The 26,358-nt window shown below is 65.0% G+C and carries 21 protein-coding genes; 12 read left to right on the top strand and 9 right to left on the bottom strand.

Going from position 1 to position 26,358, the window contains the following annotated elements; genetic code table 11:
* Nucleotides 1-141 precede the first annotated feature (141 nt).
* Nucleotides 142-1,542 carry a CoA transferase gene (locus ACXJMY_RS09945; RefSeq protein WP_456619143.1) on the bottom strand — a complete coding sequence of 467 codons (1,401 nt, stop codon included), beginning with the start codon at nucleotides 1,540-1,542 and terminating at the stop codon, nucleotides 142-144.
* A 54-nt stretch (nucleotides 1,543-1,596) separates the two neighbouring features.
* Between ACXJMY_RS09945 and ACXJMY_RS09950 the strand changes: the two genes are divergently transcribed.
* Complete coding sequence (locus ACXJMY_RS09950) at nucleotides 1,597-1,884, top strand: hypothetical protein (RefSeq protein WP_027544123.1); 288 nt, start codon at nucleotides 1,597-1,599, stop codon at nucleotides 1,882-1,884.
* Nucleotides 1,885-2,068: 184 nt separating this feature from the next.
* Here ACXJMY_RS09950 and ACXJMY_RS09955 read toward each other — a convergent pair whose 3' ends face one another.
* From ACXJMY_RS09955 to ACXJMY_RS09965, 3 genes are read right to left on the bottom strand one after another with little or no spacing between them, the layout of a single operon-like run.
* Complete coding sequence (locus ACXJMY_RS09955) at nucleotides 2,069-5,443, bottom strand: error-prone DNA polymerase (RefSeq protein WP_456619144.1); 3,375 nt, start codon at nucleotides 5,441-5,443, stop codon at nucleotides 2,069-2,071.
* Nucleotides 5,440-7,086, bottom strand: a complete 1,647-nt coding sequence (locus tag ACXJMY_RS09960; protein WP_456619145.1) for a Y-family DNA polymerase — start codon at nucleotides 7,084-7,086, stop codon at nucleotides 5,440-5,442. The genes ACXJMY_RS09955 and ACXJMY_RS09960 overlap by 4 nt, the downstream gene beginning before the upstream one ends.
* A complete protein-coding gene (locus tag ACXJMY_RS09965) occupies nucleotides 6,986-7,756 on the bottom strand; it encodes an ImuA family protein (protein WP_456619146.1) in 771 nt (256 codons plus the stop codon). The genes ACXJMY_RS09960 and ACXJMY_RS09965 overlap by 101 nt, the downstream gene beginning before the upstream one ends.
* A gap of 166 nt (nucleotides 7,757-7,922) precedes the next feature.
* On the opposite strand from ACXJMY_RS09965, the gene ACXJMY_RS09970 reads away from it, so the two are divergent.
* Together ACXJMY_RS09970 and ACXJMY_RS09975 are read left to right on the top strand one after the other, a co-directional pair.
* Complete coding sequence (locus tag ACXJMY_RS09970; RefSeq protein WP_456619147.1) at nucleotides 7,923-9,332, top strand: UdgX family uracil-DNA binding protein; 1,410 nt, start codon at nucleotides 7,923-7,925, stop codon at nucleotides 9,330-9,332.
* Nucleotides 9,333-9,430: 98 nt separating this feature from the next.
* A complete protein-coding gene (locus ACXJMY_RS09975) occupies nucleotides 9,431-11,059 on the top strand; it encodes an inorganic phosphate transporter (protein WP_456619148.1) in 1,629 nt (542 codons plus the stop codon).
* Between the two features lie 72 nt (nucleotides 11,060-11,131).
* Here ACXJMY_RS09975 and ACXJMY_RS09980 read toward each other — a convergent pair whose 3' ends face one another.
* Complete coding sequence (locus ACXJMY_RS09980) at nucleotides 11,132-12,304, bottom strand: M20 aminoacylase family protein (protein WP_456619149.1); 1,173 nt, start codon at nucleotides 12,302-12,304, stop codon at nucleotides 11,132-11,134.
* A gap of 174 nt (nucleotides 12,305-12,478) precedes the next feature.
* Between ACXJMY_RS09980 and ACXJMY_RS09985 the strand changes: the two genes are divergently transcribed.
* From ACXJMY_RS09985 to ACXJMY_RS10010, 6 genes are all read left to right on the top strand, one after another.
* The gene (locus ACXJMY_RS09985; protein ID WP_456619150.1) at nucleotides 12,479-14,098 is read left to right on the top strand and encodes a GMC family oxidoreductase; all 1,620 of its coding nucleotides are present in this window, start codon (nucleotides 12,479-12,481) and stop codon (nucleotides 14,096-14,098) included.
* Nucleotides 14,099-14,208: 110 nt separating this feature from the next.
* Entirely contained in the window at nucleotides 14,209-15,099 is an 891-nt protein-coding gene (locus ACXJMY_RS09990; RefSeq protein WP_456619151.1) for an alpha/beta fold hydrolase, read from the top strand.
* A gap of 171 nt (nucleotides 15,100-15,270) precedes the next feature.
* Nucleotides 15,271-16,209, top strand: coding sequence for a metallophosphoesterase family protein (locus tag ACXJMY_RS09995; protein ID WP_456619152.1), 939 nt, complete (start codon nucleotides 15,271-15,273; stop codon nucleotides 16,207-16,209).
* 36 nt (nucleotides 16,210-16,245) lie between these two features.
* Nucleotides 16,246-16,572, top strand: a complete 327-nt coding sequence (locus tag ACXJMY_RS10000; protein WP_456619153.1) for a cupredoxin domain-containing protein — start codon at nucleotides 16,246-16,248, stop codon at nucleotides 16,570-16,572.
* 127 nt (nucleotides 16,573-16,699) lie between these two features.
* Nucleotides 16,700-17,248: a sigma-70 family RNA polymerase sigma factor gene (locus tag ACXJMY_RS10005; RefSeq protein ID WP_456619154.1), complete on the top strand. Its 549-nt coding sequence runs from the start codon at nucleotides 16,700-16,702 to the stop codon at nucleotides 17,246-17,248.
* A complete protein-coding gene (locus ACXJMY_RS10010; RefSeq protein ID WP_456619155.1) occupies nucleotides 17,245-18,009 on the top strand; it encodes an anti-sigma factor family protein in 765 nt (254 codons plus the stop codon). Before ACXJMY_RS10005 ends, ACXJMY_RS10010 begins: the two co-directional genes overlap by 4 nt.
* Nucleotides 18,010-18,129: 120 nt before the next feature.
* On the opposite strand, the gene ACXJMY_RS10015 is transcribed toward ACXJMY_RS10010, so the two are convergent.
* Nucleotides 18,130-18,510, bottom strand: coding sequence for a nuclear transport factor 2 family protein (locus tag ACXJMY_RS10015; RefSeq protein WP_456619156.1), 381 nt, complete (start codon nucleotides 18,508-18,510; stop codon nucleotides 18,130-18,132).
* Nucleotides 18,511-18,638: 128 nt separating this feature from the next.
* On the opposite strand from ACXJMY_RS10015, the gene ACXJMY_RS10020 reads away from it, so the two are divergent.
* The gene (locus ACXJMY_RS10020; protein ID WP_456619157.1) at nucleotides 18,639-19,547 is read left to right on the top strand and encodes a cupin domain-containing protein; all 909 of its coding nucleotides are present in this window, start codon (nucleotides 18,639-18,641) and stop codon (nucleotides 19,545-19,547) included.
* 142 nt (nucleotides 19,548-19,689) lie between these two features.
* Here ACXJMY_RS10020 and ACXJMY_RS10025 read toward each other — a convergent pair whose 3' ends face one another.
* Together ACXJMY_RS10025 and hpnO are read right to left on the bottom strand one after the other, a co-directional pair.
* The gene (locus ACXJMY_RS10025; protein WP_456619158.1) at nucleotides 19,690-20,094 is read right to left on the bottom strand and encodes a GFA family protein; all 405 of its coding nucleotides are present in this window, start codon (nucleotides 20,092-20,094) and stop codon (nucleotides 19,690-19,692) included.
* Nucleotides 20,095-20,210: 116 nt separating this feature from the next.
* Nucleotides 20,211-21,602 carry an aminobacteriohopanetriol synthase HpnO gene (gene hpnO / locus ACXJMY_RS10030; RefSeq protein ID WP_456619159.1) on the bottom strand — a complete coding sequence of 464 codons (1,392 nt, stop codon included), beginning with the start codon at nucleotides 21,600-21,602 and terminating at the stop codon, nucleotides 20,211-20,213.
* A gap of 141 nt (nucleotides 21,603-21,743) precedes the next feature.
* Between hpnO and ACXJMY_RS10035 the strand changes: the two genes are divergently transcribed.
* A complete protein-coding gene (locus ACXJMY_RS10035; protein WP_456619160.1) occupies nucleotides 21,744-22,403 on the top strand; it encodes a DUF2147 domain-containing protein in 660 nt (219 codons plus the stop codon).
* Here the strand turns inward: ACXJMY_RS10035 and hpnN are convergent.
* The gene (gene hpnN / locus ACXJMY_RS10040) at nucleotides 22,371-24,959 is read right to left on the bottom strand and encodes a hopanoid transporter HpnN (RefSeq protein ID WP_456619161.1); all 2,589 of its coding nucleotides are present in this window, start codon (nucleotides 24,957-24,959) and stop codon (nucleotides 22,371-22,373) included. The genes ACXJMY_RS10035 and hpnN overlap by 33 nt on opposite strands.
* A gap of 453 nt (nucleotides 24,960-25,412) precedes the next feature.
* On the opposite strand from hpnN, the gene ispH reads away from it, so the two are divergent.
* The gene (ispH, locus tag ACXJMY_RS10045) at nucleotides 25,413-26,339 is read left to right on the top strand and encodes a 4-hydroxy-3-methylbut-2-enyl diphosphate reductase (RefSeq protein ID WP_456619162.1); all 927 of its coding nucleotides are present in this window, start codon (nucleotides 25,413-25,415) and stop codon (nucleotides 26,337-26,339) included.
* Nucleotides 26,340-26,358 lie beyond the last annotated feature (19 nt).

A 26,358-nucleotide genomic window follows, 5' to 3' on the forward strand; every position in this document is an offset into this window, starting at 1 on the left:
CTGCGACGATCTCGGCAAATGACTGCCACATCGGTCGCGCTAATAGTGCCGAATTGAGATTGCAAACAACCTAAAAAGTGCCGATCGCCTTGCGGTTTGCGTTAAAATTTTGCGACGCGTCAGCTCCAAGTAAGCCCCGTGTCAGCTTCGAGCCGGCCACTGTGCCGGATGACTTCCGAGCGGCATCGCCGGACGGCTCCATCGTGCCGGCGTCTTCGACAGCAGCGCCGAATGGCGCACCGCCTTCAAGGCGCCGAAGCCAGATGGCATGCTCTCGATGAACGCAGCATGTACAGCCTCGCCCGTAATATCCGGGGTGTTCAGGCCGCCTTCGAGCCGGCCGAGATTCCACAGCCAGCGTCCGGTCTGGGCCAGCGACACGCGCACGTGCCAGCTGCCGCCTTCGCGGGCCTGGCGCGCCCTGGCCATCATCGCGCCGAACGCCATCAGATAGCCGGTGGCGTGATCGAGCATTTGTGCCGGCAGTTCCTTCGGCCCGTCAATGCCGGCGGCCCGTCCCTCGGCGTGGTTGAAGCCGGTCGTGGTCTGCACCAGCGAGTCGAAGCCGCGCCGCTTCGCCCACGGGCCGGCATGGCCATAGGCCGACAGCGTGACGTAGACGATGCCGGGATTGATGCTGGCTGCCTGCTCCGGCGCGAAGCCGAGGGCGGCGAGCGCGCGTGGGCGATAGCCCTGCGAGAAGATGTCGGCCTGTTTCAGAAGCTCGCGCAATTGCGCCTGCCCCGCCTCGCTCTTGAGCTCAATGAACGTGGTGAGTTTGCCGCGTCCGGTATCGATGGTGAGCCAGGGAATGGCGGGCAGCTCGGGCCCTGACACAAGCAGCACGTCCGCGCCGTGCGCGGCGAGCGTGCGGCCGGCGACCGGGCCTGCGATCACGCGGGAAAGATCGAGCACGCGGAGGCCCGAGAGCGGACGATCGCCTTTTGGCCACGGCTTCGGCGGAGCCTCGCCGATCTTCTCGATCGAGAGCAGCGGCAGTTCGGTCAGCGCTCGCGCCTGCGGCAGCGCCGACCATTCGTCGTAAGAGCGCATCAGGGCAACGACACCGCCGGCGGCGTAAGCCGCAGTTTCAAAATCCTCGCCCTTCCATTGCATCAGCGCGGCCTGCACCTTCTCGCGCTCCGGCTCGCAGCCGAGCACCTTGCAGACGGCGTCGCGGTGATGCGGGAAATTGGTGTGGCAGCGGACGAAGCGGTTGTCGCCGGTCCGGTAGACGCCGGCAATGGCGTCCCACGCCGGCGGCGGCGGCTTGTCGTCGACGCGCAGATAGCGCTCGGAGCGGCATTCGACGACGGCGTGGCGGATGTCGACGCTGACGTCCTGCACCTCGCCGCCGCGCATCCTCCAGATTTCGGCAGCGGCAAGGCCGGCGGCGGCGATCGTCGCTTGCCCGGCAACGGCAACGCGAAACGAGGATGGGACCTGCGGCTCCTCGCCCGTCAACCGCACATTGCCGAGCGCGGCAGGATCGCCGCCGACGGAGGTCCAGATATCGCTGAGAATGCCGGCGGGGCTTTGCATGTCCGCTTCTCTCCCTTAGCTTTGCGACCTTCCATCAGCACACAGAGGAACGCAATGGCCGCCATCGATCCCCTCACCGCCGGCGCCGTGTTCATCGCAACGGCGGCCACCGACGCGGTCTATGTCATGTTCACCTCCGCCGTGATCGCGCGCAAGCGCGTGCCGGCGGCGAACTGGAGCGCGGTCTGGTACATGCTCTCCTCCTACGCGGTGATCAGCTACACCGAAAACGCCTTCTATGTCGCTTTCGCGGCGCTCGGCTCCTGGGCCGGCGCCTACGTCTCGCTGACTTACCTGCACCGCCCGCCCGGCGGCCCGCCGGTTGGGGCTGCGCCGGAGTGAAGGCGGGAGCGGCGCAATCGACCACACACTCGGTGTCGTCCTGGCGAAAGCCAGGACCCATTACCCCGACGGGTTGTTGTTGTACACGCGACCAGCCGCACAACTGAGAGTCTTCGCCAAACTCCACCCTGTGGTTATGGGTCCTGGCCTTCGCCAGGACGACATCGGGGATGGTTGAGAGGCCTCAATGGAAATCCCGCGACGGCGGCAGGATGCGGACGTTGCGGGGGTGGCGGATTTTCTGGGCGGGGGCATCGGCGTGGTCGCGGCGGTCGTCGTTGAGCGGCTCGATCAGGTCGGCGCCGGCGGGACCCGGATGCTTGCGGCTCAGCGCGTCATTGGCGAGGCCGATCAGATCGTGCGAGCGGTCGATCATGCGCTGGGCGATGAGATGCGTCACCTTTTCGGGGCTGCTCTGGATATAGCCCTCGACCTGGATGAGGCGCGCGCCCATCACCTCCTTGCGGTACTGCTCCATGATCTTGGGCCACACCACGACATTGGCGATGCCGGTTTCGTCCTCCAGCGTCATGAACACGACGCCGCTGGCGCTGCCCGGCCGCTGCCGCACCAGCACCACGCCGGCGCAGCGGACGCGACGCCGCTCGTTCTCATGACTGATGTCCTTGCAGGCCACCACCCGCTCGCGCGTCAACATCTCGCGCAAAAATTCCATCGGGTGGCCTTTGAGTGAAAGCCGGATGGTCTGGTAATCCGCGACCACCTGCTCGGCGCGCGGCATCACCGGGAGCGGTTTTGCGTGCTCGTCCGGCTGCTCGCGCGCGGTGGCCGCCTCGAACAGCGGCAGCGGCAAATCGTCGGGCAGCCGCCGCACCTGCCACAGCGCCTCGCGGCGATCGAGCCCGAGCGAGCGGAACGCGTCGGCGTCCGCGAGCAGGATCAGCGCGCGCTTGGGCAGCCCGGTGTCGCGAGCGAAGTCCTCCAGCGAGGTGAAGGGCCGGCGGTTGCGGGCGGCGACGATGCGGTCGGCCCAGTCTTCCTGACCGGCATATCCCACGCCCTGCCGTTTTGCCTGATCTTCCCTGAGCCTCTCCTCATCCGGATCGAGCCAGTGAAAGCCGTCGATCTGGCGGAAGCCGAGGCGCACGGCGCAATACCGATCGCCGGTGTTTTCCAGCGTGTTCTGCGCAAAGCTGTGGGACACGTCGATGTCGCGCACCTCGACATCGTTTTTGCGGGCGTCGCCGACGATCTGCGCCGGCGCGTAAAAGCCCATCGGCTGCGAATTCAACAGGCCGCAGCAGAAGGCATCGGGATGATGATGTTTCAGCCATGACGAGATGTAGACGAGCTGCGCGAAGCTTGCCGCGTGGCTTTCCGGGAAGCCGTAGCTGCCAAAACCCTTGATCTGGTCGAAACAACTTCTGGCGAAGTTGGGGTCGTAACCGCGTGCGACCATGTTGCCGACCAGCTTGTCCTCGTATTTGCCGATGGTGCCGACATTGCGGAAGGTCGCCATCGAGCGGCGCAGGCCGTTGGCCTCCTCGGAGGTGAATTTTGCCGCCTCGATCGCGATGCGCATCGCCTGCTCCTGGAACAAAGGCACGCCCTTCGTCTTGTGCAGAACCTTGTAAAGCTCGTCCGCGGGACCATGTTCGGGCGATGGCGAGGGGTAGCTCACTTTCTCCTGGCCGTTCCGCCGCCGCAAGTAAGGATGCACCATGTCGCCCTGGATCGGTCCCGGACGCACGATCGCGACCTCGATCACGAGATCATAGAATGTCCGCGGCTTCAGCCGCGGCAGCATGTTCATCTGGGCGCGGCTCTCGACCTGGAATACGCCAAGCGATTCCCCACGGCACAGCATGTCGTAGACCTTGGGATCGTCCTGCGGGACGCTCGCCAGCACAAAGCGCCGGCCCTTGTGCTGGTCGATCAGGTCAAAGCATTTGCGGATGCAGGTCAGCATGCCCAGCGCCAGCACGTCGACCTTCATCATGTTGAGCGCGTCGACGTCGTCCTTGTCCCATTCGATGAAGGTGCGGTCCTCCATCGCGGCGTTGCCGATCGGCACATAGGTGTCGAGCCGGTCTTGCGTCAGCACATAGCCGCCGACATGCTGGGAGAGATGGCGCGGGAATTCGATCAGCTCGGTCGCAAGCTCGACCGCGAGATTGATCATGGGATTTTGCGGATCGAGCCCGGCCTGCCTGACCTGCATGTCGTTGAGGCCCTTGCCCCAGCTTCCCCAGACGGTGTCGGCGAGCGCGGCGGTGACGTCCTCGGTCAGGCCCAGCGCCTTGCCGACGTCGCGGATGGCGCTGCGCGGGCGATAATGGATGATGGTCGCGATGATCGCGGCGCGATGGCGGCCATAGCGGCGATAGACATATTGCATCACCTCCTCGCGCCGCGAATGCTCGAAATCGACGTCGATGTCCGGCGGCTCCAGCCGCTCCTTGGAGATGAAACGCTCGAACAGCAGATCGACCTTGGTCGGATCGACCGAGGTGATGCCGAGCACGTAGCAGACGGCCGAGTTCGCCGCCGAGCCGCGGCCCTGGCACAAAATGTTCTGGCTGCGCGCGTAGTGGACGATGTCGTGCACGGTGAGGAAATAATGCGCGTATTTCAGCTCGGCGATCAGCGCGAGCTCCTTCTTCAGGGTCGCGCGAAGCTTGTCGTCGATGTTGCCGCCGAAATATTTCTGTACGCCCGCCCGGGTCAGGTCCTCCAGATGGCCTTGCGCCGTCTTGCCCGGCGGCACCGGCTCGTCCGGATACTGGTATTTGAGCTGGTCGAGCGTGAACTCGATCTTGTTTGCAAAACGCATCGTCTCCGCGACCGCCTCGGGGAAATCGCGGAACAGCCGCGACATCTCCTGGGGCGTTTTCAGAAACCGCTCGGCATTGGCCTCCAGCCTCCGTCCGACCGCCTCGATCGTGGTCTTTTCCCGGATGCAGGTCAACACGTCCTGGAGCGGACGGCGCGCGGGATGGTGATAGAGCACCTCGTTGGTCGCGAGCAGCGGTACCTTTGCCGCCGTCGCGAGATCATCGAGCCGCGCCAGGCGGCGCCGGTCGTCGCCACGATAGATCAGGCTCGCCGCCAGCCACACCCCGTCGGCTTCGCTCGCCTTCAGCCTGGTGAGAATGGCCTGCGCCTTCGCCGCATCAAACCGATACGGCAATGTCAGGACCAGGAGCTGGCCCCGCGCAAATTCCAGGAGATCGCCGAAACAGAGATGACATTCGCCCTTCTCGATCCGCGTGATGTCGTCGCCGCGCTTGCCCCTGGTGAGAAGCTGGCACAGCCGTCCGTAAGCCGCGCGGTCGCGTGGATAGACCAGGATATCGGGCGTGCCGTCGATGAAGACGATGCGTGCGCCGATGAGCAGCTTCGGCTTGTTCAACACGTCCGCATTGTCGAGCTCCTTGTAGGCACGCACCACGCCGGCGAGGGTATTGTGGTCGGCAATCCCGATCGCAGGGATGCCCAGAATGCTCGCCTGGTGCACATAGGCGCGCGGGTCCGATCCGCCGCGCAGGAAGGAGAAATTCGTGGTGATGCCGATCTCGGCATAGGTCGATGTCGTCATGCGAAGAGACCGTGCACATACCATTGAGGGGGAACAGGCTTGCCTTCGTCATCGACGAGTTCGTCGTAAAGACCGTCGCGAAAGATCCAGAAGCGCAGGCCCTCGGCATCCTCGATGCGGAAATAATCCCGCGTCAGCTGCTTGCCGTCCTGGCGCCACCATTCCATGGCGATGCGCTCGGGCCCTTCCACCCGCACCACCGCATGCAGCGCGCGCCGCCAGGTGAATTGATGCGGCGGACCGTCCGGCACGGTCGCGAACGGCACCTTGACCGGCTCCGGCTTGTCGAACAGCCTGAGCGGGCGCAGCGGCGGCTCGCTCTCGGCGCGCGCCGGCCATTCGGCCTGCATGGCGGCGGCGAGGTGGTGCTGCGCTGATACGGCCAGCACCGCACGCTCCGGGATATGCGTGTCCTGCGGCAGGTGCACGACGACGCGCTTTCCGCCGATGCGCGCGGCGATGCGGTCGATCAGTGCGGCGAGCTCGTCATTGTCGTGGACATGGGCGTCGAGATCGCGCTGCTCCTGCACCACGATCTCGGTGCGGCTCGCCGACAGCCGCACCATGTCGAAGCCGAAGCCGGGATCGAGCGGATCGGCGAGCGCATCGAGCCGCTCGCGGAACAGCCGGTCGATCACTGCGCTGCGTGTCACCGGCCGGCCGGTTTCGACCATGATCGCGCGCACCACGCCGTCGGTGCGGAAGAAGGCGGCTTCGAGACGCCGGGCGCCCTTGCCCTGCTTCTCCATCGACGCGATCAGCGTGTCGGCGAGCCGCGACAGCGTCATCGCGATCAGGGTGTCGGTCGCGATCGGCTCGGCGAAGCGTTTTTCCACGATGTAATCGGGCAGCGGTTTTCGCGGGTTGATCGGCGCATCGCCCTGCCCCAGCGCATGCGCGAGCAGCGTGGAGAACCCCGCGCCAAACCGCGCCGTGATCTCATGGGAGCTGCGCGAGGCGACATCGCCGATGGTTTTCAGGCCGGCACGGCGCAAGCCGGTGGTGATGGCCTCGCCCGCGCCGAGCGCGGATACCGGAAGCCGGCTGATCGCCGCCGCCTCCCCGCCATCGGTAACGATGGTGCCGGAGGCCTGCCGCGTCAGCGTGCGCGCACAGACCGAGGTGCCCGCAATCGCCGCGCTGACGGCAAAGCCCTGCCGGGCAAGCGCACGAACCAGCGTCTGCAACAGCGCAGCCTCGCCGCCGAACAGATGGGCGCAGCCGGTGATGTCGAGGAACAGCCCGTGCGGCGGATCGAGCGCCACCAGCGGCGTGAAACGGTCGCACCAGTCGGCGATGTCGCTGAGCGTCTTTGCATCGGCCACGACATCGGCGTCGAACACCCGCAAGTCCGGGCACATCGCCCGGGCATTGGCCAAGGGCTGGCCGATATGCAGACCCAAATGCGACGCGGCATCGTCGAGCGCATGGATCACCAGCGCATTGTTGTCCTTGATGACGACAACGCTTGGCTCATCTTTTTGTTTTGACGCGTTTTCTTCACGCGAACCGGTACCCACTTCGCTTGAAAACGCTTTGGTCTTACCCAGCGCGCCGTTGAAAAAACGCTGGATCCGGTCGATGGGCAGGCGCGGCAGCCACAGGCTGAGGATACGCCGGCGGTTCAGAGAACTGGCACTCATCACATTTCCATTCCATGATCCATCGGCCGCACGGGCCATGACGATTGCGAACGAGCTCGGCATCGAAGCGCGGCGCGCCCCAGGCACTCCACATCGCCCCCGGCGGCGAATGCGCCGCGCGCAGCATCCATCTGGTCTCGGCAGTCGAGGGCAAAGGTTGCGCGGCCATCCGCAGCAGCAGACCGGTGACGCCGGAGGACTGCGCGGCGAGCGTCAGCTTGCGGCTCGCCACGAGATCGAACTGCCGCGTCTCGCCCCAGAGCTCGAGCACGACGGCGCCCAGCGCGTCGCAGGCGAGCGCATCGGCCGAGGTGCGCAGCGCGCTCTCCACATCGGCGGCGCGCACCATCACCACGCGGCCCGGATCGAGGCCGAGCTCGGCGAGCCCGCTCATCGACAGCGCGCCTGTTTCAACTTCCGAAAAATCCTGACGCACCCACAACAGCGGTTTGCGCGCCGTCACACGGCCCGCAAGTCCCGTGACAAACCCGGTCGCGGCCGCGCCCTGGCGGCCCTCGCAAAACACTTCGTGGATCACAGCCCGCGCGAGCCCGCCCTGAAGTGCCTCGTCGGCCTCGCCGTGGCCGAGCGCAACGCGATCGCGATGATGCACGACCTCGGTCTCGATCTGGCTGCGCAAGGTCGCAAGCGCGCTGATGCGTGCGCTCATGCTCGCCGCTCCTTCAGAGGTGATTGCCGGCGGCTCTCAAAAAGAGAACCAGCGGCTGGCTCATTTGTTCATGATATGTTCTAATATAAAGCTAACGGCGCCCTTGGAGTCAATCGAATTGGCGCGCCTTCGAATTCATGAGCGGAATCAAGAGGATTCGAGTTCCATGTACCTCATCACCCTGGACAGCGAGACCGATTTCGACGGCTGGCGTAAAGCCGCACGCGCATTCGCGCTGCATCACGTCGCGCCGGCGGACGTGACGTGGCACGTGCAGGGCCAGACGAAAGACCAGGTGCCGCCCGGCCTGTCCGAAGCACCGAACCTTCCGCCGATCGAGACCGAGAGCACGTTCAGTGTGCCGGCCAATTTCATCGAGCTTGCCCGTGTCGCGATCCTGCATCGCGACGAGGAGCGCTTTGCGCGGCTCTATCGCCTGCTGTGGCGGTTGAAGGCCGATCACGACCTGCTCGCAACGATGACCGATCCCGACGTGGCGCAAGCAACCGCGATGGCTGGCAGCGTGCAGCGCGATGCGCAGCGGATGCGCGACCTCGTCCGCTTCCGCGAGATCGGGCGCGAGCAGAAGGCGCATTACGCCGCCTGGTTCGAGCCGGAGCATCACATCGTCGCATTCGCCGCGCCGTTCTTCGCGCGTCGTTTTGCCGATATGCCCTGGTCGATCCTCACGCCTGACGTTTGTGCCCATTGGGACGGTCACGCGATCTCCTTCACGCCCGGGATCAGCCGGACGGAGTGGCCGGCCCCAGGCCATTTGGAGGAAACCTGGCGGCGCCATTTCCAGCCCAACCGGCTGACGACGACTGACGCGCCGGCGAAGCGCCGGAGGAACCTCCAGGACGCATCGATACTTGGATCGATACTTGGACCTCTGCTCGCCGATGCCGAACGCTGGACCGGCGGACGGATCTCCCCACGTCCGGAAGCCATCATGGGACACAAGGCAGCCGCCGACGATCTCGAAGCGCTCCGCGAGGAGGCCGCGCATTGCCGTGCCTGCCCGCTCTACAAGGACGCGACGCAAACCGTGTTCGGCGAGGGGCCGAAAGACGCAACCATCATGCTGGTTGGCGAACAGCCCGGCGACAAGGAAGACCTCGCCGGCCATCCCTTCGTCGGCCCGGCTGGCCAGATGCTCGACCGCGCGCTGGAGGAAGCCGGTGTCGACCGCAAGAAGGTCTATGTCACCAACGCGGTGAAACATTTCAAATTCGTGCCGCGCGGAAAAATCCGCCTGCACCAGAAGCCGGCGACGCCGGAGATCCGGGCCTGCCGGCAATGGTATGAGCGGGAAGTTTCGGCAATCCAGCCCGAGCTCATCGTCGCGATGGGCGCCACCGCCGCGCAAAGCGTGTTCGGCAAGATCACCCCGATCGGCAAGACCCGCGGCCGGCTGATCGACCTTCCCGACGGCCGCAAGGCGCTGGTGACGGTGCACCCGTCCTATCTGCTCCGGCTGCCAGATCCGGCGGCCAAAGTGCTGGAATATCAGCGCTTTGTCGAAGACCTGAAGATCGCCGCCAACTTGCAGAGGAAATCCGCGCGCGCCGCCTGAATACTGGCGGGAAAACGCCTTTCACGCAGCGGTTGTCATCCAGACTTCAAATCCATCGCGGACAATAGCCCTTCCAAATGGTTAAGGGGCGTCCAGACATGACCGACGTAGCATTCGACCGAGCAATAAGCGATCCAACGCCTGTCCAGCCGGCTTCGCGGCCCAATCTCGACAAGGGTTTCAATCCGCTGACGATGATCCTGTTCTTCGGCGTCCTCGCCGCAGGCCTGCTGTTCGTCGCCTACAGCATCTATGTCGACGTCAATGCGACCGGCACGAAGGTGACCACCTTCCTGCCCTACATCCTCCTGTTCGTCGCGCTGCTGATCGCGCTCGGCTTCGAGTTCGTCAACGGCTTCCACGACACCGCCAACGCGGTGGCGACCGTGATCTACACCCATTCGCTGCCGGCCGAAGTCGCGGTGATGTGGTCGGGCTTCTTCAACTTCCTCGGCGTGCTCCTCTCCTCCGGCGCGGTCGCCTTCGGCATCGTCTCGCTGCTGCCGGTCGAGCTGATCCTGCAGGTCGGCTCCAGCGCCGGCTTCGCCATGGTGTTCGCGCTCTTGATTGCCGCGATCATCTGGAACCTCGGCACCTGGTTCTTCGGGCTTCCCGCCTCCTCCTCGCACACGCTGATCGGCTCGATCATCGGCGTCGGCATCGCCAATGCCGTCATGCGCGGCCGCGACGGCACCTCGGGCGTGGACTGGAGCAAGGCCACCGAGATCGGCTACGCACTGCTGCTGTCGCCGCTGTTCGGCTTCATCTGCGCCGCCGTGCTGCTGCTGCTGCTCAAGTTCATTGTGCGCAACCCGGCTCTGTACTCGGCGCCCGAAGGCAACAAGGCGCCGCCGCTCTGGATCCGTGGCCTGCTGATCGCAACCTGCACCGGCGTCAGCTTCGCGCACGGCTCCAACGACGGCCAGAAGGGCATGGGCCTGATCATGCTGATCCTGATCGGCACCGTCCCGACGGCCTACGCGCTCAACCGCGCGCTGCCGGAATCCCAGGTCGCCCAGTTCCAGAAGACCTCGGACGCCGCTGCCAAGGTGATCTCGGCGAAGGGCGCCGGCCACAGCATCATCGGCGATCCCCGTCCGGCGGTGACGCAGTACATCGCGCTGCACCACATCAACGAGGGCACCTATCCCTCGCTCGCCGTGCTGGTGAAGGACGTCGGCGACCAGGTCGCCAAGTATGGCTCGCTGACCAAGGTGCCGGCGGAAGCCGTCGGCAACACCCGCAACGACATGTACCTGACTTCGGAGGCGATCCGCTTCCTGATGAAGGACAAGGAAAACGACCTCAACAAGGAAGAGGTCGCGACCTTGAACGCCTACAAGGGCTCGCTCGATGCCGCCACCAAGTTCATCCCGACCTGGGTGAAGGTTGCGGTTGCGATCGCGCTCGGCCTCGGCACCATGGTCGGCTGGAAGCGCATCGTCATCACCGTCGGTGAGAAGATCGGCAAGACCCATCTCACCTATGCGCAGGGCGCGTCGGCCGAGCTCGTGGCTGCCGCCACCATCGGCGCCGCCGACGTGTTCGGCCTCCCGGTCTCGACCACGCATGTGCTGTCGTCGGGCGTCGCCGGCACCATGGCGGCCAACGGCTCGGGCCTGCAATTGGCGACCATCCGCAACCTGCTGATGGCCTGGGTGCTGACGCTGCCCTGCGCGATCGCGCTGTCGGCCACGCTCTACGTGATCTTCTCGCGGATCTTCTGAGCCGATCATTCCGCAAAGACAAAGGGCCCGTGCGATGCACGGGCCCTTTTCGTTTGTGCTTCGAGCTCGGCCTTATGACGCGGCGAGTGATTCCTCGACCAGCTTGACCCAGTAGGACGTGCCGAACACGATCGCCTCGTCGTTGAAATTATAGGCGGGGTGATGCAGGCCGGCGCTGTCGCCGTTGCCGCAGAAGATGAAGGCGCCGGGACGGGCTTCGAGCATGTAGGCGAAATCCTCGCCGCCCATCAGCGGCGGCATCTCGTGCACGTTGGCGTCGCCCGCGACCTGCTTGGCGATGCGCTTCGCCACCTCGGTCTCCGCGGCGTGATTGACCACCACCGGATAATTGCGCTTGTAGTGCAGGTCGATCTTGGCGCCGGTGATCTGTGCCACGCCCGCCACCACTTCGTGCACGCGCTTCTCGACCAGCTTGCGCACCTCCGGCGACAACGTGCGGATTGTACCCCGCAGCGTCGCGGTTTGCGGAATGACGTTGCGGGCGTTGCCGGCGTGAAATTCGCAGATCGAGATCACGGCCGATTCCAGCGGATCGACGCTGCGCGCGACGATCGACTGCAACGCGGTGATCACCTGCGCACCAACCAGCACGGAATCCACGCATTTGTGCGGACGCGCGGCATGGCCGCCGAGGCCCTCGATCATGATGTCGACCTCGTCGGTCGCCGCCATGATCGGGCCCGGCCGGATCGCGAACGAGCCGACCGGGATGCCGGGGCCGTTGTGCATGCCATAGACCTGCTCGATGCCGAAGCGCTCCATCAGCCCGTCCTTGACCATGGCCGCGCCGCCGGCGCCGCCCTCCTCGGCGGGCTGGAAGATCACCACTGCATCGCCGGCGAAATTGCGGGTCTCGGCCAGATAGCGCGCGGCGCCCAGCAGCATCGCCGTGTGGCCGTCATGGCCGCAGGCGTGCATCTTGCCCGGATTCTTCGAGGCGTAAGGCAGGTTGGTCTGCTCCTCCACCGGTAGCGCGTCCATGTCGGCGCGCAGGCCGATGGTCTTGAGGCCCTCGCCGGCCGGCTTGTTGCCCTTGATCACGCCGACCACGCCGGTCTGGCCGAGGCCGGTGACGACCTCATCGCAGCCGAACTCGCGCAGACGGTCCGCGACGAATGCTGCGGTGCGATGGACATCATAGAGCAGCTCGGGGTGCTGGTGGATATCCCGCCGCCAGGCCTGGATGTCTGGTTGAAGGTCGGCGACGCGGTTCACGATGGGCATGGAGGGTCTCAAGCTTTGTTGGGAATACAGGACTGTCTACCATGCAAGCGCCGGTCCACCTAACCGTCGCGGATCGAAGGGTGCCCTGTACGCGCGACATGGCCGGGCTTGTCCCGGTCCCCCGCGTCTGCCTATTAGGACGGAACGTTAAGTGACCATCCGGGTGGAAGCAGAATGCCAAGGCGGCTTGAAGGTGAGTTTGACTACATTGTCGTCGGGGCCGGCACAGCGGGCTGCATTCTCGCCAACCGACTCTCGGCCGATCCCAAGAACCGAGTCCTCATCCTCGAGGCCGGCGGCAACGACAACTGGATCTGGTTCCACATCCCGGTCGGCTATCTCTTCGCGATCGGCAATCCGCGCTCGGACTGGATGTTCAAGACCGAGGCCGAGCCGGGCCTGAACGGCCGCTCGCTCGCCTATCCCCGCGGCAAGGTGATCGGCGGCTCCTCGGCGATCAACGCCATGATCTCGATGCGCGGACAGGCCGCCGATTACGATCACTGGCGCCAGCTCGGCATGACCGGCTGGAGCTATGGCGACGTGCTGCCGCTGTTCAAGCGGCTCGAGGATCACTTCCTTGGGCCAAGCGAGCATCACGGCGCCGGCGGCGGCTGGCGCATCGAGGCACCGCGGCTGTCATGGGCCGTTCTCGATGCGGTGGGCGATGCCGCCGAGGAGATGGGCATCAAGCGCATTCCGGATTTCAACACCGGCGACAACGAAGGCACCAGCTATTTCCACGTCAACCAGAAGCGCGGCCGGCGCTGGTCGTCGGCGCGCGGCTTTCTCAAGCCGGCGCTGAACCGCCCCAATCTGCGGCTCGAGAAGCACGTGCTGGTCGATCGCCTGATCATCGAGCAGGGCCGCGCCGCCGGCGTGCGCTTCATCCAGAACGGCGAGATCATCGAGGCGCGCGCCAGGCGCGAGGTGATCCTCTCGGCCGGCTCGATCGGCTCGGTGCAGGTGCTGCATCGCTCCGGCATCGGGCCCGCCGACTGGCTGTCGCCGCTCGGCATCGACATCGTGATGGACAAGCCCGGTATCGGCCGCAATCTCCAGGACCATCTCCAGCAGCGCGCGATCTACAAGGTGGAGGGCGTGCGCACGCTCAACGAGACCTATTACAATCTGTTCCGCCGCGGCCTGATGGGGCTCGATTACGCCTTCCGACGCCGCGGTCCGCTGACCATGGCGCCGTCGCAGCTCGGCATCTTCACGCGTTCCGATCCAACGCGCGCGCGCGCCAACATCCAGTTCCACGTGCAGCCGCTGTCGCTCGACAAGTTCGGCGATCCCCTGCACCGCTTCCCCGCGATCACGGTGAGCGCCTGCAATCTGCAGCCGACCTCGCGCGGCACCGTGCGGCTGCGCTCGGCGAGCCCGGACGAGAAGCCGATCATCGCGCCGAATTATCTGTCGACCGACGACGACCGCCAGGTCGGCGCCGACGCCATCCGCACCACCCGCCGGCTGATGCAGCAGAAGGCGCTCGCAAAGTACCGCCCGAGCGAATATCTGCCCGGCCCCTCCGTCGGCGACGACGATGCGTCGCTCGCGAAGGCCGCCGGCGACATCGGCACCACCATCTTCCATCCGGTCGGCACGGCGAAGATGGGCGCGGCGAATGACCCGATGGCGGTGGTCGACGAGCGCCTGCGCTTCTACGGCCTCAGCGGCCTGCGCATCGTCGATGCCTCGATCATGCCGACGATCACGTCGGGCAATACCAACACGCCGACGGCGATGATCGCCGAGAAGGGCGCGAGCATGATCCTGGAGGATGCGAAGTAAACGACCCCCGTAGCCCGGATGGAGCGAAGCGCAATCCGGGAAGTTGCCGCAATGCTGGCCCCGGATTACGCTACGCTCCATCCGGGCTGCGACGCATCACCTCTGTACTCATGATCAATCCGCACCGCTTTCCAATCGGCCCGGCCGACGCAGAGATCGCCATGCTGCAATGGGGCGAGAGCGGGAAGCCGCCTGCCCTGCTCGTGCACGGCACCGGTTTCGTCGCCGATGTCTGGGAGGAGGTCGCGCGCGAGCTTGCATCGGCCTACACCGTCTATGCGCTCGACCGCCGCGGCCATGGCGCGAGCCACAAGCCGGGCTCCTATCATTTTCTCGACTACGCCGAGGACGTCTGCCGGGTGATCAATGCGCTCGACCTGCGCGACGTCTACGGCATCGGCCACAGCGCCGGTGCGACCGATCTTCTGCTTGCGGCAAAGCTACTGCCCGGACGCTTCACACGCCTGTTCGTGATGGAACCGACCGTCATGGACCCGCGCGCGGCGCGGCCCGGAGGATTGAGCGAAGAGTCCTTGTCCCTCGTGCAGGGCACACTGCGCCGGCGGGCCGAGTTCGACAGCGCTGATGCCGTCTTCGAGCGCTACCGCACGGCGCCGACGTTTGCCGATTGGACCGAGACGTCGCTGTGGGCCTATGTGAGGCATGGCTTCGTGCCGCTCGACGATGGCCGGGTCCGACTCTCCTGCACGCCCGAGATCGAATCCGCGATGCTGCGTCCGATCTACGAGGCGATCGAGCAGGTTTACGTTGGCGATGCCCGCGGTAACCCGTTTGGAGGGCTCGCCGAGATCGATTGCCCCGTGCGCATCACGACTGCCGCGAAGTCCGGGCCGATCTACAAGGCGATGGCGTCGCGCGCCGTGTCGCTGATTCCGCGCGTCGGCACGCTGGTCTTTGAGGACGCCGGACACTGCGTGGCGCAGGAAGTGCCGGCACGCGTGGTGGAGGCCGTGCGGGAGTTCGCGAACTCCGGTCTGTAGCCCGGATGGAGCGAAGCGCAATCCGGGAACTGTCGCAAATCTGGCCCCGTATTCCGCTTCGCTCCATACGGGCTACCCCCCTCACGAAAACGTCATCGCCACCCGCGAATAAACCCGCCCCTCCCCCAATCACCTCCCCGAAGCCCAATTCCGGGCACGAGGAGCTGCGCGATGAGCGGACACGATCACGGCGACGACGGCTTGAACCGCCGCAAGGTGCTGGAATGCATGACCTGGGCCGGCACCGGGGTGCTCTGGACCATCACGGGCGGGGTGCCGCGCTCGCTCGGCATCATCGATTCCGCGCAGGCCGCGACCGCACCCGGCATGACCTTCCTCCAGATCAGCGACAGCCATGTCGGCTTCGACAAGCCGGCCAATCCCAACGCGCTCGGCACGCTGGAGGAAGCCATCAACAAGATCAACGCGATGCCGGCCAAGCCGTCGTTCATGATCCACACCGGCGACATCACCCACCTTTCGAAGGCCGCCGAGTTCGACAATGCCGAGCGCATCATCTCGCAGAGCAAGCTCGATGTGCACTACGTGCCGGGCGAGCATGACTTCCTCGACGAGGAGGTGAAATTCTATCGTGATCGCTACGGCCGCGGCACCAAGGGCCAGGGCTGGTATTCCTTCGATGCCGGCGGCGTGCACTTCATCGGCCTCGTCAACGTCGTCGACCTCAAGGCCGGCGGGCTCGGCAATCTCGGCGCCGAGCAGCTCGCCTGGCTGGAGGACGATCTGCGCGGCAAGTCGAAATCGACGCCGATCGTGCTGTTCGCGCACATCCCGCTCTGGACCGTCTATCCGGAATGGGGCTGGGGCACCGAGGACGGCGGCCGCGCGCTCGAATACGTCAAGGGCTTTGGCTCGGTCACCGTGCTGAACGGCCACATCCACCAGGTCATGCAGAAGGTCGAGGGCAACCTCACCTTCCATACGGCGCGCTCGACCGCCTTCCCGCAGCCGGCGCCCGGGACGGCCCCCTCGCCCGGACCGATGAAGGTCGAGGACGCAAGGCTGCGCTCCATGCTCGGCGTTGCCAGCATCAACTTCAAGCAGAACGAGCAGCGGCTCGCGATCATCGACACGCCGCTCCAAGGTTGATTCAAGGCTGAATTCAGGGTTGATCGGAAGCTGACAATGAAGACACTCAATCGCCGCGACTTCGGTGTCGCTTTGGCCGCGGCCATCCTGCTGCCCGTCACGACTGCCCGCGCCGCCGACGACACGGAGGTGCATATCGACAATTTCGTGTTCCAGCCGGCCGAGCTCAAGATCAAGGCCGGCACCACCGTGACCTGGACCAACCGGGACGACATTCCCCACACCATCGTGTCGGCCGGCAAGTTCAGGTCCAAGACGCTCGACACCGACGACAAATTCTCGTTCACCTTCACCAATGCGGGCGACTACAAATATTTTTGTTCGTTGCATCCGCACATGACGGGGATGATCAAGGTTGAGTAACATCTCAAACCAAGGCATCAACGTCTTGCCCGGCCGGTGGTCCCACGCCGGCCGGGCTCGTGCGCCTTCAGTCACGCATAGGGACGAAACGAAGCCGCCAGCAGACCAAGAGGCAAAGCGAGAGGCGATGCCCGTCACCGACGATGTGCAGAAGGCGCAGCGCTTCCGCGAAGCGACGCTGCCTTATCTCGACGACGTCTACACGCTCGCGCGCTATTTGCTGCGCGACGCCTCCGATGCCGAGGACGCCGTGCAGGAATGCTATCTGCGCGCGCTGAAGCATTTCGACAGCTATCGGGGGCCGGCGATGAAGCCCTGGCTGTTCGCGATCCTGCGCAACGTCTGCAACGCAGAATATGCCAGGCGCGCGCATTCGCACACAGCGATCGAGGATATGCCGGGCGCCGCCGAGCAGACGCCGATATGGCAGGAGACCGAGGCGAGCCCTGAAACCGAAGTGCTGCGCAGCCGCGACGCCGGCGCCATTCGCAAGCTGATCGATGCGCTCGCCGAACCGTTCAAGGAAACCTTCGTGCTGCGGGAGATCAGCAACCTGTCCTATCGTGAAATCGCCGAGGCCGTCGGCGCCCCCGTCGGCACCGTGATGTCCCGCCTCGCACGCGCCCGCGCCATGCTGCGCGCGGCCTGGATGGCGGAAGAGGAGCACTCGAAATGACCTGCGACGAAGCAAAGATCCTGCTTCATGCGCTGCTCGACAACGAGCTCGATGCCGGCCACGCGCGCGAGGTCGAGGCGCATATCGCAAGCTGCCCGGCCTGCGCCGCGGAGCTTGCGGCGCAACGCGAGATGCAGCGCGCGCTCGCCGATACCAACCTGCGCTACACCGCGCCGGCAAGCCTGCGCGCCCGGATCGAGGCATCGCTGCCACAACCGCAGCGCCAGCCCAGCCGCCGCTCCGTGCTGCGCGGCTTCGCGATGGGCTCCGCGGTCTCGGCGCTCGCCGCCAGCGGGGTCGTCGCCGTCGTGCTGCGCCAGGACGACCAGCAGCGCATCCTGTCCGAAGTCGTCTCCGCCCATCTGCGCTCGCTTCAGGCGGGCCATCTGACCGACGTGATCTCGACCGACCAGCACACCGTCAAACCCTGGTTCAACGGCAAGCTCGACGTGGCGCCGCCGGTGATCGATCTCACCGCGCAGGGTTTTACGCTGGTCGGCGGCCGGCTCGACTATATCGACGCCCGCGCCATCGGCGCGGTGGTCTACCGGCGCCGGCAGCACGTCATCAACCTGTTCGTGTCGCAGACCGCGAGTGTCGAGCATCGTTCGCCGAAGACCCAGACCATGCAGGGCTTCAACTGCCGCCGCTGGGGCAATCGCGGCCTGAACTTCTGGGCCGTCAGCGATCTCGGCGCCGACGAGCTCGCCGAGTTCGTCGACAAGTTCGAGACGGCGATGAAGGCGAATGTGGAGGGGTAGCGCGCTCCGCCGTCGTTGCGGCCGAAGCCAGGCAATGACGGTGTCAAGGCAGCGCCACACGCCATCGCGGCCGCTCGGGCTGCCGGGTGAGCACGACCCGGTCGCCCGCGCTCGATGCCGTTAAAACATCCCGTTGCCGTGCACGGCCGCATCGGGCACGGGTTGCCGCACCTCCCAATGCTCCACCAGCTTGCCATCCTCCAGCCGGAAGATGTCGACGATGGCAAGGCCGGGGTCGGTGGGCGTGCGCTGCGCGTGAACGTGTGCGACGACGAGATCGCGCTCGGCAACGATGCGCTTCACCTCGGCGCGCAATTCCGGAAACTGCCGGCGCAATTCGGACAGATGTTTCTGGATGCCCTCGACGCCATCCGCGATCATGGGGTTGTGCTGGACATAGCGCAGCCCGAAATGGATCGCGGCAGCGTCGAAATTTCCCTGGTTGATAGCCCTTTCCAGGAAGTCGCGTACGATGGCCTTGTTGGCCGAAGTCCCACTCATGAGTTCGTCTCCAGTGAAATTGCTGTCATCCGTTCTGGGCCGGCGCGTCGGCGCCGTCGATGTGCGCGACTTGCAAAATCATGTCCGATCGTCTCAAACAGACCCGATCGGGACGCTGGAGCGGACGCTTGGATGCCATATCGGACATGTTGGCGCCGTATCGCACCGGCGGCGCCTTCCTCGGAACGGCGGTGTTGCATCGCCCCTGGGGTATCGGTGTCGATCCGCAGCGAAGCTCCGCCATTCACGTCGTTCTCGCGGGCGGCTGCTGGCTGAGGCTGGCCGGCCGTGAGGACGCCATTCGGCTTTCGCGCGGCGATGTCGTCCTGGTGACGAGCGGTGTGGGCCACGCCCTGAGCGACCCGTCGGATGCCGCGATCGTTCCCATTCGCGAGGCGCTGTCCGCGGGACCATCCCACCGAAGCGTCTCCGCGCCGGATACAACGACGCTACTATGCGCAAAATATCAGACCGTCGAGGCGGCACCGCATCCGATGGTATCATTGATGCCGCCCCTCATTCACCTCACCGCGCAACAGGTCGAGGCGAACGAGCCATTACGGCTTGTGCTGGAGTTGCTTCGCGTCGAAGCGCACGCTGCTCGAACGGCGGCCGATATCATCGCATCGCGCCTGCTCGATAGCGCACTTGTTTTGCTCCTGCGGGCATGGGCGGACAACCAGGGCGAAGGTGCGGCGGACTGGTTCGGTGCAATGCGCGATCCGGCCGTCGCCCGCGCCTTGCGGCTAATCCATGAGCAGCCCGAGGAAAACTGGACTGTCGCGGCATTGGCTGATCATGCGCGTCTGTCTCGCGCCACCTTCGCGCGCAGGTTCACCCATTTGATCGGTGAGCCGCCGCGCGCCTATCTCGCGCGCTGGCGGATGAACTTGGCGGCAAAAGCCCTACGTGAGACCCGCAGCTCCATTGAAGAGATCGCACTTGCCGTCGGCTATGAGTCCGGGCCTGCGTTTTCGAAAGCGTTCAGCCGTCTCCACGGACAATCGCCGGGTCAGTACAGAAGCAACGGCTCGTGACTTGAGGAGAACATGACGATGGCCAGGAAGCTCAGCCTATGCACCCATGCGAAGTTCTGCGCGAAGAATTCCTGATTCCGCTCGACGTGTCCCCCGGAGCCCTCGAAGGCGGCCTGAGCAGTCGTACGATGCCTCCACGCCGTCATTCGAGCGGAGGAAATCGTTCGAAGACGGGCAGTTCGTGGGCCCGCTCCATCCAACCAATCCGCTCGGCGACCTGGATGTGCATCATCGCCGGAACGGCATCGGGGTCATCATACGTGCCGCTCTGGATGTCGATGATGCCCGGCATCAGGTTTTCGTTGACGTAGAACAGCCCCGTGCCGCAATCGGCGCAGAAGTGGCGGCGTCCATGCTCGGAGGAGTGATAGATCTTCGCTTCGCCGCGGACCACCTTGACCGCTTCGAGCGGATACATCGCCCACCCGACCATCGGTGCCCCGGAGTGGCGACGGCAGTCCACGCAATGGCAGAGCGCGTGCACCATCATGTCGCCGTTCACTTCATAGCGGATCGCACCGCAATGACAGCCGCCAGTCACAGGCATCGCCGACTCCTCTCCCGGTCAGGTCAATGCCGGAAAAGTAGGTGCCGATTTCGAGTTTCAGAAGGCGGACTGCTTCAGCAGGCCGCAGGTCGCGACACCAGGCCGCGGCGGAGACCTTACGCCGACCGCCGCACCGCGTTGTCGACCAGCGTCTTGCCGAGCGACCAGATCGCGCCGGGGACCTTGTGGCTGCCGGCGATGACGTCGTCGAAGGCGCGCTCGATCCAGCCGCAGTCCTCTTCGGTGATGGTGAGCGGCGGCAAGAGCTTGATGGTGTGGCTGCCGTGGCCGGCGACTTGTGTGAGGATCTTGTGATCCTTGAACAGCGGCACGGTGATGAGCTGGCAGAACAGGCCCTTGTTGGCGGCCTCCAGCACGTTCCAGGAGGCCCGGAGCCGCAGCGACTTCGGCGGCCCGAACTCGATGCCGATCATCAGGCCCTTGCCGCGCACTTCCTTCATCAGCTCGTAGCCGGGCACCATGCGCGTCAGCGCCAGTCGCAGCTCGGCGCCGCGCTTGGCGGCGGACTCGATCAGCTTCTCGGATTCCATGACATCGAGCGTGGCAATGCCCGCAGCCATCGCGAGGTCGTTCTTGGAGAAGGTCGAACCGTGCACCACGGCGCGGTCCATCTGATTAAAAATCTTGTCGAAGATGCTCTTGCGCGTCAGCACCGCACCGACCGGCACGTGGCCGCCCGACAGCGACTTCGACAGCAGCACCATGTCGGGCTCGACGTTCCAGTGCTCGACCGCGAGGAAGCGGCCGGTGCGGCCCATGCCGGTCTGGATCTCGTCGGCGACGAACAGCGTGCCGTATTTCTTGCAGAGCGCGGCCGCGCCCGGCAGGAACTCGTCCGTGGGCATGTTGACGCCCTTGCCCTGGATCGGCTCGACGACGAAGGCCGCGACCTCGCGCGACGCCAGCGCCTTTTCAAGCGCGGCAAGGTCGTTGAACGGAATCGAGGTGCAGCCCGGCAGCAATGGCTCGAAGCCGGTGCGGAAGTTCGAATCGCCGGTCAGCGACAGCGCGCCGTAGGTCAGGCCGTGATAGCCGTGGGCGCAATAGACGATGCCCGGCCGGCCGGTGGCCCCGCGCGCGAACTTGATCGCCGCCTCGACGCATTCCGCGCCGGAATTGGCGAAGAACGCCTTGTCGAGATAGGGGACGTATTTCAGGAGCCGCTCGGCGAGCACGCCTGCGAGCACCGAGACGTCGAACTGGACGAGATTGGGCAGGTCGGCATCGAGCACGCTCTTGAGCGCATCGCGCATCACCGGATGGTTGCGCCCGATCGCGAACACACCAAAACCGGACAAGAGGTCGAGATAGCGGGCACCATCGCGATCGTAGAGATACTGCCCCTGCCCCTTCTGGAAGCCGACATCGTAGCCGATCGTCTTCAGGACCCGAACGAACTGCTCGTTCAGGTGCCGATTATGCAGGGCGCTGCGCTGGGCCTGGCGGTCCGCGAACAGCTGAGACATATCTGGATTTGGGCTGTGCATCCGCTACATACTTCGGTTGAGGGCCGTCTCGTCAACTGAAAACGGACCGTTGCTGAAAACGGTCTGTGCGGCCTTTTGCCCTTTTTCGGACCATCTTCGCAAGCACAGCTTTAAACCATGTTGCACTGCCAAGGAACTATCATGCGTTTAGCCCTTTACACCGGACTAATACTGGCTGGCGGATTCACCGGCCTGACCCCGGCGCTCGCCGCCGATCCGACCGGCGACTGGCGGGTTGCCGACGCCGTCGCCAACATTCGTGTCGCCCAATGCAATGGCAGCATGTGGGGCGCGGTTTCCTGGGAAAAGCAGCCCGGCGGCCGCGATGAATACAATCCGGATGCGTCGAAAAAGACCAGGCCGACGCTAGGCATGGCGACCCTGATCGACATGAAGAAGAAGCCCGGCGTCGATCAGTGGGAAGGGCAGGTCTACAACGCCAAGGACGGCCAGCTCTACAGCGCGACCATCACGCCCGTCGGCACCGACCAGCTCGAAATCAAGGGCTGCGTCCTGGGCTTCCTCTGCGGTGGCGAGACCTGGACCCGCGTCGGCCCGCCGATTCCTTTGAGCACCGCCAACGCCATGGCCAAGGGGGGCGCGCCGAAGCCCACCGGCGCGGCGCCGAAAGCCCAAGGCACCACAGGTGGCACCACAGGCGGTACGACCGGCGCCACAGCACCGGCCCCTGCCCCCGCAGCCCCGAAGACCGCCACCACCGCCAAGCCCGGTCAGAAGAACGCCGCCGACCCCGTCGGCGACATCTGCCTACTCCCTGAGATTGCGGGGTTTGCCCATTAGGGCCGGCTGGAACAGCAGCACGGCGGCGAGCGTCGTCACCAGCGAGAGCGCCAGCAGCTTGCCCATGCTGGAGGTGCCGGGATGGCTCGACAGCCACAGGCTGCCGAACGCGGTCGCCGTCGTCAGCGCGCTGAAGAAGATCGCGCGCGTCAGGCTGGTCTGAAGCAAGTTTGTTCTGCCGGAGCGCCAGGCCACGACATAGTAGATCTTGAAGGCGACGCCGACGCCGAGCAGCAGCGGGAACGCGACGATGTTGGCGAAATTGAGCGGCAGGCCGATCAGCACGCAGATCTCGAGCGTCACCGCGCCCGCAACCAGGAGCGGCACCAGCGTCATCAGCACGTCGACGAACCGGCGCAGCGTGATCCACAGCAACAGGCCGATCACCAATAGCGCATAGATGCCGGCGTGGATGAACGCCTTCACCACGGTGTCGCCCGATTTGAGGATCGAGACCGGCCCGCCGATCGCGGTCGGCTCGGCCTTGAGCACCGCCGCCGCAAATTTGCGCAGCGTGTCGTTGTCGTTGGGATCGCCCTTCGGCAACGCTTCGACGCGGATGATGCCGTCCTTGCTCTTCCAGGCGTTGACGAGATCTGATGGCAGCGACTTCAGGGTGACCGGCTCGGCCAGCAGAGCGTTCCTGAGCTGGTCGAACACGATCTTCATCGGCGTGACGAACACGTCCTGCGCCTTGTTGCGCGTGGCTTCGTCCGCATTGGCGAGCTTGCCGAGCGCGTCGGCGAGGCGGCGCGAGGCGACTGCGCCCGGGCCCTTCGCGTCGCCCGCGGTCCTGCGCAGATTGTCGACCGAGGATTTCAGCGCCTCGACGTTCTCCTGGTCCGTCGGCGCCGCGTCGATCTGGTCCGGATTGAGCGCGGGGTTCAGCACCTTGGCACCCTGCGCGAGCAGCTTCAGCTTCGGCGCCTGATCCTCCGGCACGAAGCTGTTGAGCGACATCACCCGCAGCACCTCGGGCACCTTCTCCAGCTTCGCCTCGACCTGCCTCGCCTGCTCCTCGGACGTGACCATCACGTTGATGGCGTTGGCGCCGGTGTTCGGGTCCTTGCGCAGATCGAGGAAGGTCGCGATCGACTCCGCCTTCGGGTTGCGCAGGTTCATCGGGTTGAAATCGAACTTCATGAAGTAGAGCAGCGGCAGGCCGGCGAGCGCCAGCAGCAGCGTGCCGCCGACGACCAGCACACGGTGCTTCTCCAGGAAGTGATCGAGCGGCGCCAGGAAGGCGTAGCCGACCGGCTCCTTCTCGCCGGGCGGGTTCAGCAGCTTCAGCATTGCCGGCAGGATGGTGATCGAGGACAGGAACGCGACCAGCATGCCGACACCGGCGATCTGGCCGAGCTCCGCGATGCCCTTGTAGTCGGTCGGCATGAAGCAGAGGAAGCCGGCCGCGGTCGCCATCGCCGCGAGCGACAGCGGCACCGCCGAGCGCTTGGCGGCCAGCACCAGCGCGCCGGTCAGATCGTTGTGCTTGTAGCGCTCCGAACGATAGCGAACGCTGTACTGGATGCCGAAATCGACGCCGAGGCCGACGAACAGCACCGCGAACGCGATCGACAGCAAATTGAACGAGCCCACCATCATCAGACCGGCGGCGGTCGTGATCGCAAGCCCGACGAAGAGATTGATGAACACCGCGAAGATGATCTTCGCCGAATGCAGCGCCAGCCACAGGATCAGCAGCACGACGAGGACGGTGCCGACGCCGTTGACGACGGCGCCCTCCTGGACGGTGGCGTATTCCTCATTGGCGATCGGCACCGGACCGGTCAGCCGCACCCGCGCCTGGTATTTGGTCGGGAAATCCAGCTCGGCCGCAGCCTTGCGGATCGCGTCGGTGGCGCCCTTGCCGGGCTCGAGCGCGTTGTAGTCCAGGATCGGCTTGAACTCGATGAAGGCGCGCTTGTCCGAATCCGTCAGCGGCTCGTCGCTGACCAGCTCGCGCCAGGAGAAGCTCGCTTTGCCCTTGTTGAGCACGGTCTCGACCGTCTGCGCGATCTGGTTGAAGGGACGCGCGGTATTGTCGAGCTTGACCTGGCCGCGCTTGACGCCGGCAAGCCCGGTCTCCAGCGCGCCGGTCAGGCCTCGGATCGAGGGATCGCCGGCCATGATCTCGATCAGGGGGGCGGCTGYCTCGAACTGGCTGGTGGCCTTGGCGACCTCCTCGGTCGGCAGGAACAGCAGGCCGTTCTTCTCGAAGAATTCGCCGGTGCCGAGCTGCTGCATCGACTGGAAGTTGGTCTTGTCGTCCTTCAGCTTGGCAAACAGCGCGTCCGCCGCGGCGGACGCCATCTCCGGTGTCCTGGCCTCGACGACCGCCGTGATCGTGGCATCGCGGTCGAAGGCGCGGTCGAACTGCTGGTCGCGCTGCCGCCAGTCCAGATTCTGGGCAATCAGCGAATTGATGTCGGTGTTGATGGCGAAGTGCTGGGACGTGTAATAGCCCGCTCCCACTGCCAGCAGGAGCCCGAGAACGACGACGAGGGTGGCAAACCGGGTGCAGGCCCTGACGATGGCAACGACTACGCTTTGCAGCACTTCTTTTCTTTCTGCTGTTAACAGCTTGCCGAAAAACGCCCGCTGTTTAACGGAGTTCCCAGGCGAAACCTATTGCTGTTTTGAGTGGCACTCGCCGGAACAAGGTTCGAAGTAAACGGCGGGAGAGCGTGGCAAAATCATGCGGGATGGCCGGTATAGCCGGGGAGTTGAGGCAGGAAAGTGACGAAGGGATGGGCACAAATGTCGCTCCGGCCCGGTTTACTATAATACCGCCAAGCCTCCCGAGACGGAACTCCACGTGCATTCCGGCTTTCCTTGTTGCCGATTTTTTGACACAAAGTCCTGTGCCTCCATACGCTGGAGCCCCGAATGGGTGGGCGGCTACCGCGTGCGCGAAACCAGTGGTGCGGATATTGCAGCTCACTGGTCAGTATCGGGGTGCCGCTGGGGACTTAAGAAGCGGATTGATGCAACTTGCGTGATGGGCGTCCAATGGAAGTTTATCTGGCGCAGCCGCGCGGCTTTTGCGCGGGCGTGGTGCGTGCGATCGAGATCGTGGAACGGGCGCTGGAGAAGTACGGCCCGCCCGTCTACGTGCGCCATGAGATCGTGCACAACAAATACGTCGTCGAGAGCCTGAAGAACAAGGGCGCGATCTTTGTCGAGGAACTGTCCGAGGTTCCGCCCAAGGCCGTGACCGTCTTCAGCGCCCATGGTGTCGCCCGCAGCGTCGAGGAGGAGGCCGCCGCCCGCGACCTTCCGGTGCTGAATGCCACCTGCCCGCTGGTCACGAAAGTTCACAATCAGGGGAAGCGCTACATCACCAAGGGCCGCACGCTGATCCTGATCGGCCATGCCGGCCATCCCGAGGTCGAGGGCACGATGGGCCAGGTTCCAGGGCCCGTGCTGCTGGTCCAGAGCGTCGAAGAGGTTAAGGCGCTGACGCTGCCTGCGGATACGCCAGTGGCCTACATCACCCAGACCACGCTGTCGGTCGATGACACCAGGGACATTATCGCGGCGCTTCAGGCCAGATTTACAGATATTCAAGGCCCCGACATCCGGGATATCTGCTATGCGACACAGAACCGCCAATCTGCGGTAAGGGACTTGAGCAAGCTGGTCGACGTGATCTTGGTGGTGGGCGCTGCCAATAGCTCGAACTCGAACCGGCTCCGCGAAATCGGCACCGAAGCCGGCGTCGCGAGTTATTTGATCGCGGATGGCAGCAAGCTCAATCCGGAGTGGTTGAAAGGTGCCAGGACCGTCGGCCTCACGGCCGGCGCCTCGGCGCCCGAGGTGCTGGTGGATGACGTGATCGAAGCTCTGCGGCGGATCGGACCCGTGACGGTCTCGGTGCTCCCGGGCCGCGAGGAAAACATCGAATTCCGGCTTCCGGCCCAACTGGCTGCGAGCTGACCTACCTGAATTCCAAGCC

The sequence above is a fragment of the Bradyrhizobium sp. P5_C12 genome, from assembly GCF_054049735.1.

Coding starts and splice junctions, on each gene's coding strand:
- ACXJMY_RS09945 (WP_456619143.1), bottom strand. CDS start 1,542: ATGCAAAGCCCCGCCGGCATTCTCAGCGATATCTGGACCTCCGTCGGC.
- ACXJMY_RS09950 (WP_027544123.1), top strand. CDS start 1,597: ATGGCCGCCATCGATCCCCTCACCGCCGGCGCCGTGTTCATCGCAACG.
- ACXJMY_RS09955 (WP_456619144.1), bottom strand. CDS start 5,443: ATGACGACATCGACCTATGCCGAGATCGGCATCACCACGAATTTCTCC.
- ACXJMY_RS09960 (WP_456619145.1), bottom strand. CDS start 7,086: ATGAGTGCCAGTTCTCTGAACCGCCGGCGTATCCTCAGCCTGTGGCTG.
- ACXJMY_RS09965 (WP_456619146.1), bottom strand. CDS start 7,756: ATGAGCGCACGCATCAGCGCGCTTGCGACCTTGCGCAGCCAGATCGAG.
- ACXJMY_RS09970 (WP_456619147.1), top strand. CDS start 7,923: ATGTACCTCATCACCCTGGACAGCGAGACCGATTTCGACGGCTGGCGT.
- ACXJMY_RS09975 (WP_456619148.1), top strand. CDS start 9,431: ATGACCGACGTAGCATTCGACCGAGCAATAAGCGATCCAACGCCTGTC.
- ACXJMY_RS09980 (WP_456619149.1), bottom strand. CDS start 12,304: ATGCCCATCGTGAACCGCGTCGCCGACCTTCAACCAGACATCCAGGCC.
- ACXJMY_RS09985 (WP_456619150.1), top strand. CDS start 12,479: ATGCCAAGGCGGCTTGAAGGTGAGTTTGACTACATTGTCGTCGGGGCC.
- ACXJMY_RS09990 (WP_456619151.1), top strand. CDS start 14,209: ATGATCAATCCGCACCGCTTTCCAATCGGCCCGGCCGACGCAGAGATC.
- ACXJMY_RS09995 (WP_456619152.1), top strand. CDS start 15,271: ATGAGCGGACACGATCACGGCGACGACGGCTTGAACCGCCGCAAGGTG.
- ACXJMY_RS10000 (WP_456619153.1), top strand. CDS start 16,246: ATGAAGACACTCAATCGCCGCGACTTCGGTGTCGCTTTGGCCGCGGCC.
- ACXJMY_RS10005 (WP_456619154.1), top strand. CDS start 16,700: ATGCCCGTCACCGACGATGTGCAGAAGGCGCAGCGCTTCCGCGAAGCG.
- ACXJMY_RS10010 (WP_456619155.1), top strand. CDS start 17,245: ATGACCTGCGACGAAGCAAAGATCCTGCTTCATGCGCTGCTCGACAAC.
- ACXJMY_RS10015 (WP_456619156.1), bottom strand. CDS start 18,510: ATGAGTGGGACTTCGGCCAACAAGGCCATCGTACGCGACTTCCTGGAA.
- ACXJMY_RS10025 (WP_456619158.1), bottom strand. CDS start 20,094: ATGCCTGTGACTGGCGGCTGTCATTGCGGTGCGATCCGCTATGAAGTG.
- hpnO (WP_456619159.1), bottom strand. CDS start 21,602: ATGCACAGCCCAAATCCAGATATGTCTCAGCTGTTCGCGGACCGCCAG.
- ACXJMY_RS10035 (WP_456619160.1), top strand. CDS start 21,744: ATGCGTTTAGCCCTTTACACCGGACTAATACTGGCTGGCGGATTCACC.
- ispH (WP_456619162.1), top strand. CDS start 25,413: ATGGAAGTTTATCTGGCGCAGCCGCGCGGCTTTTGCGCGGGCGTGGTG.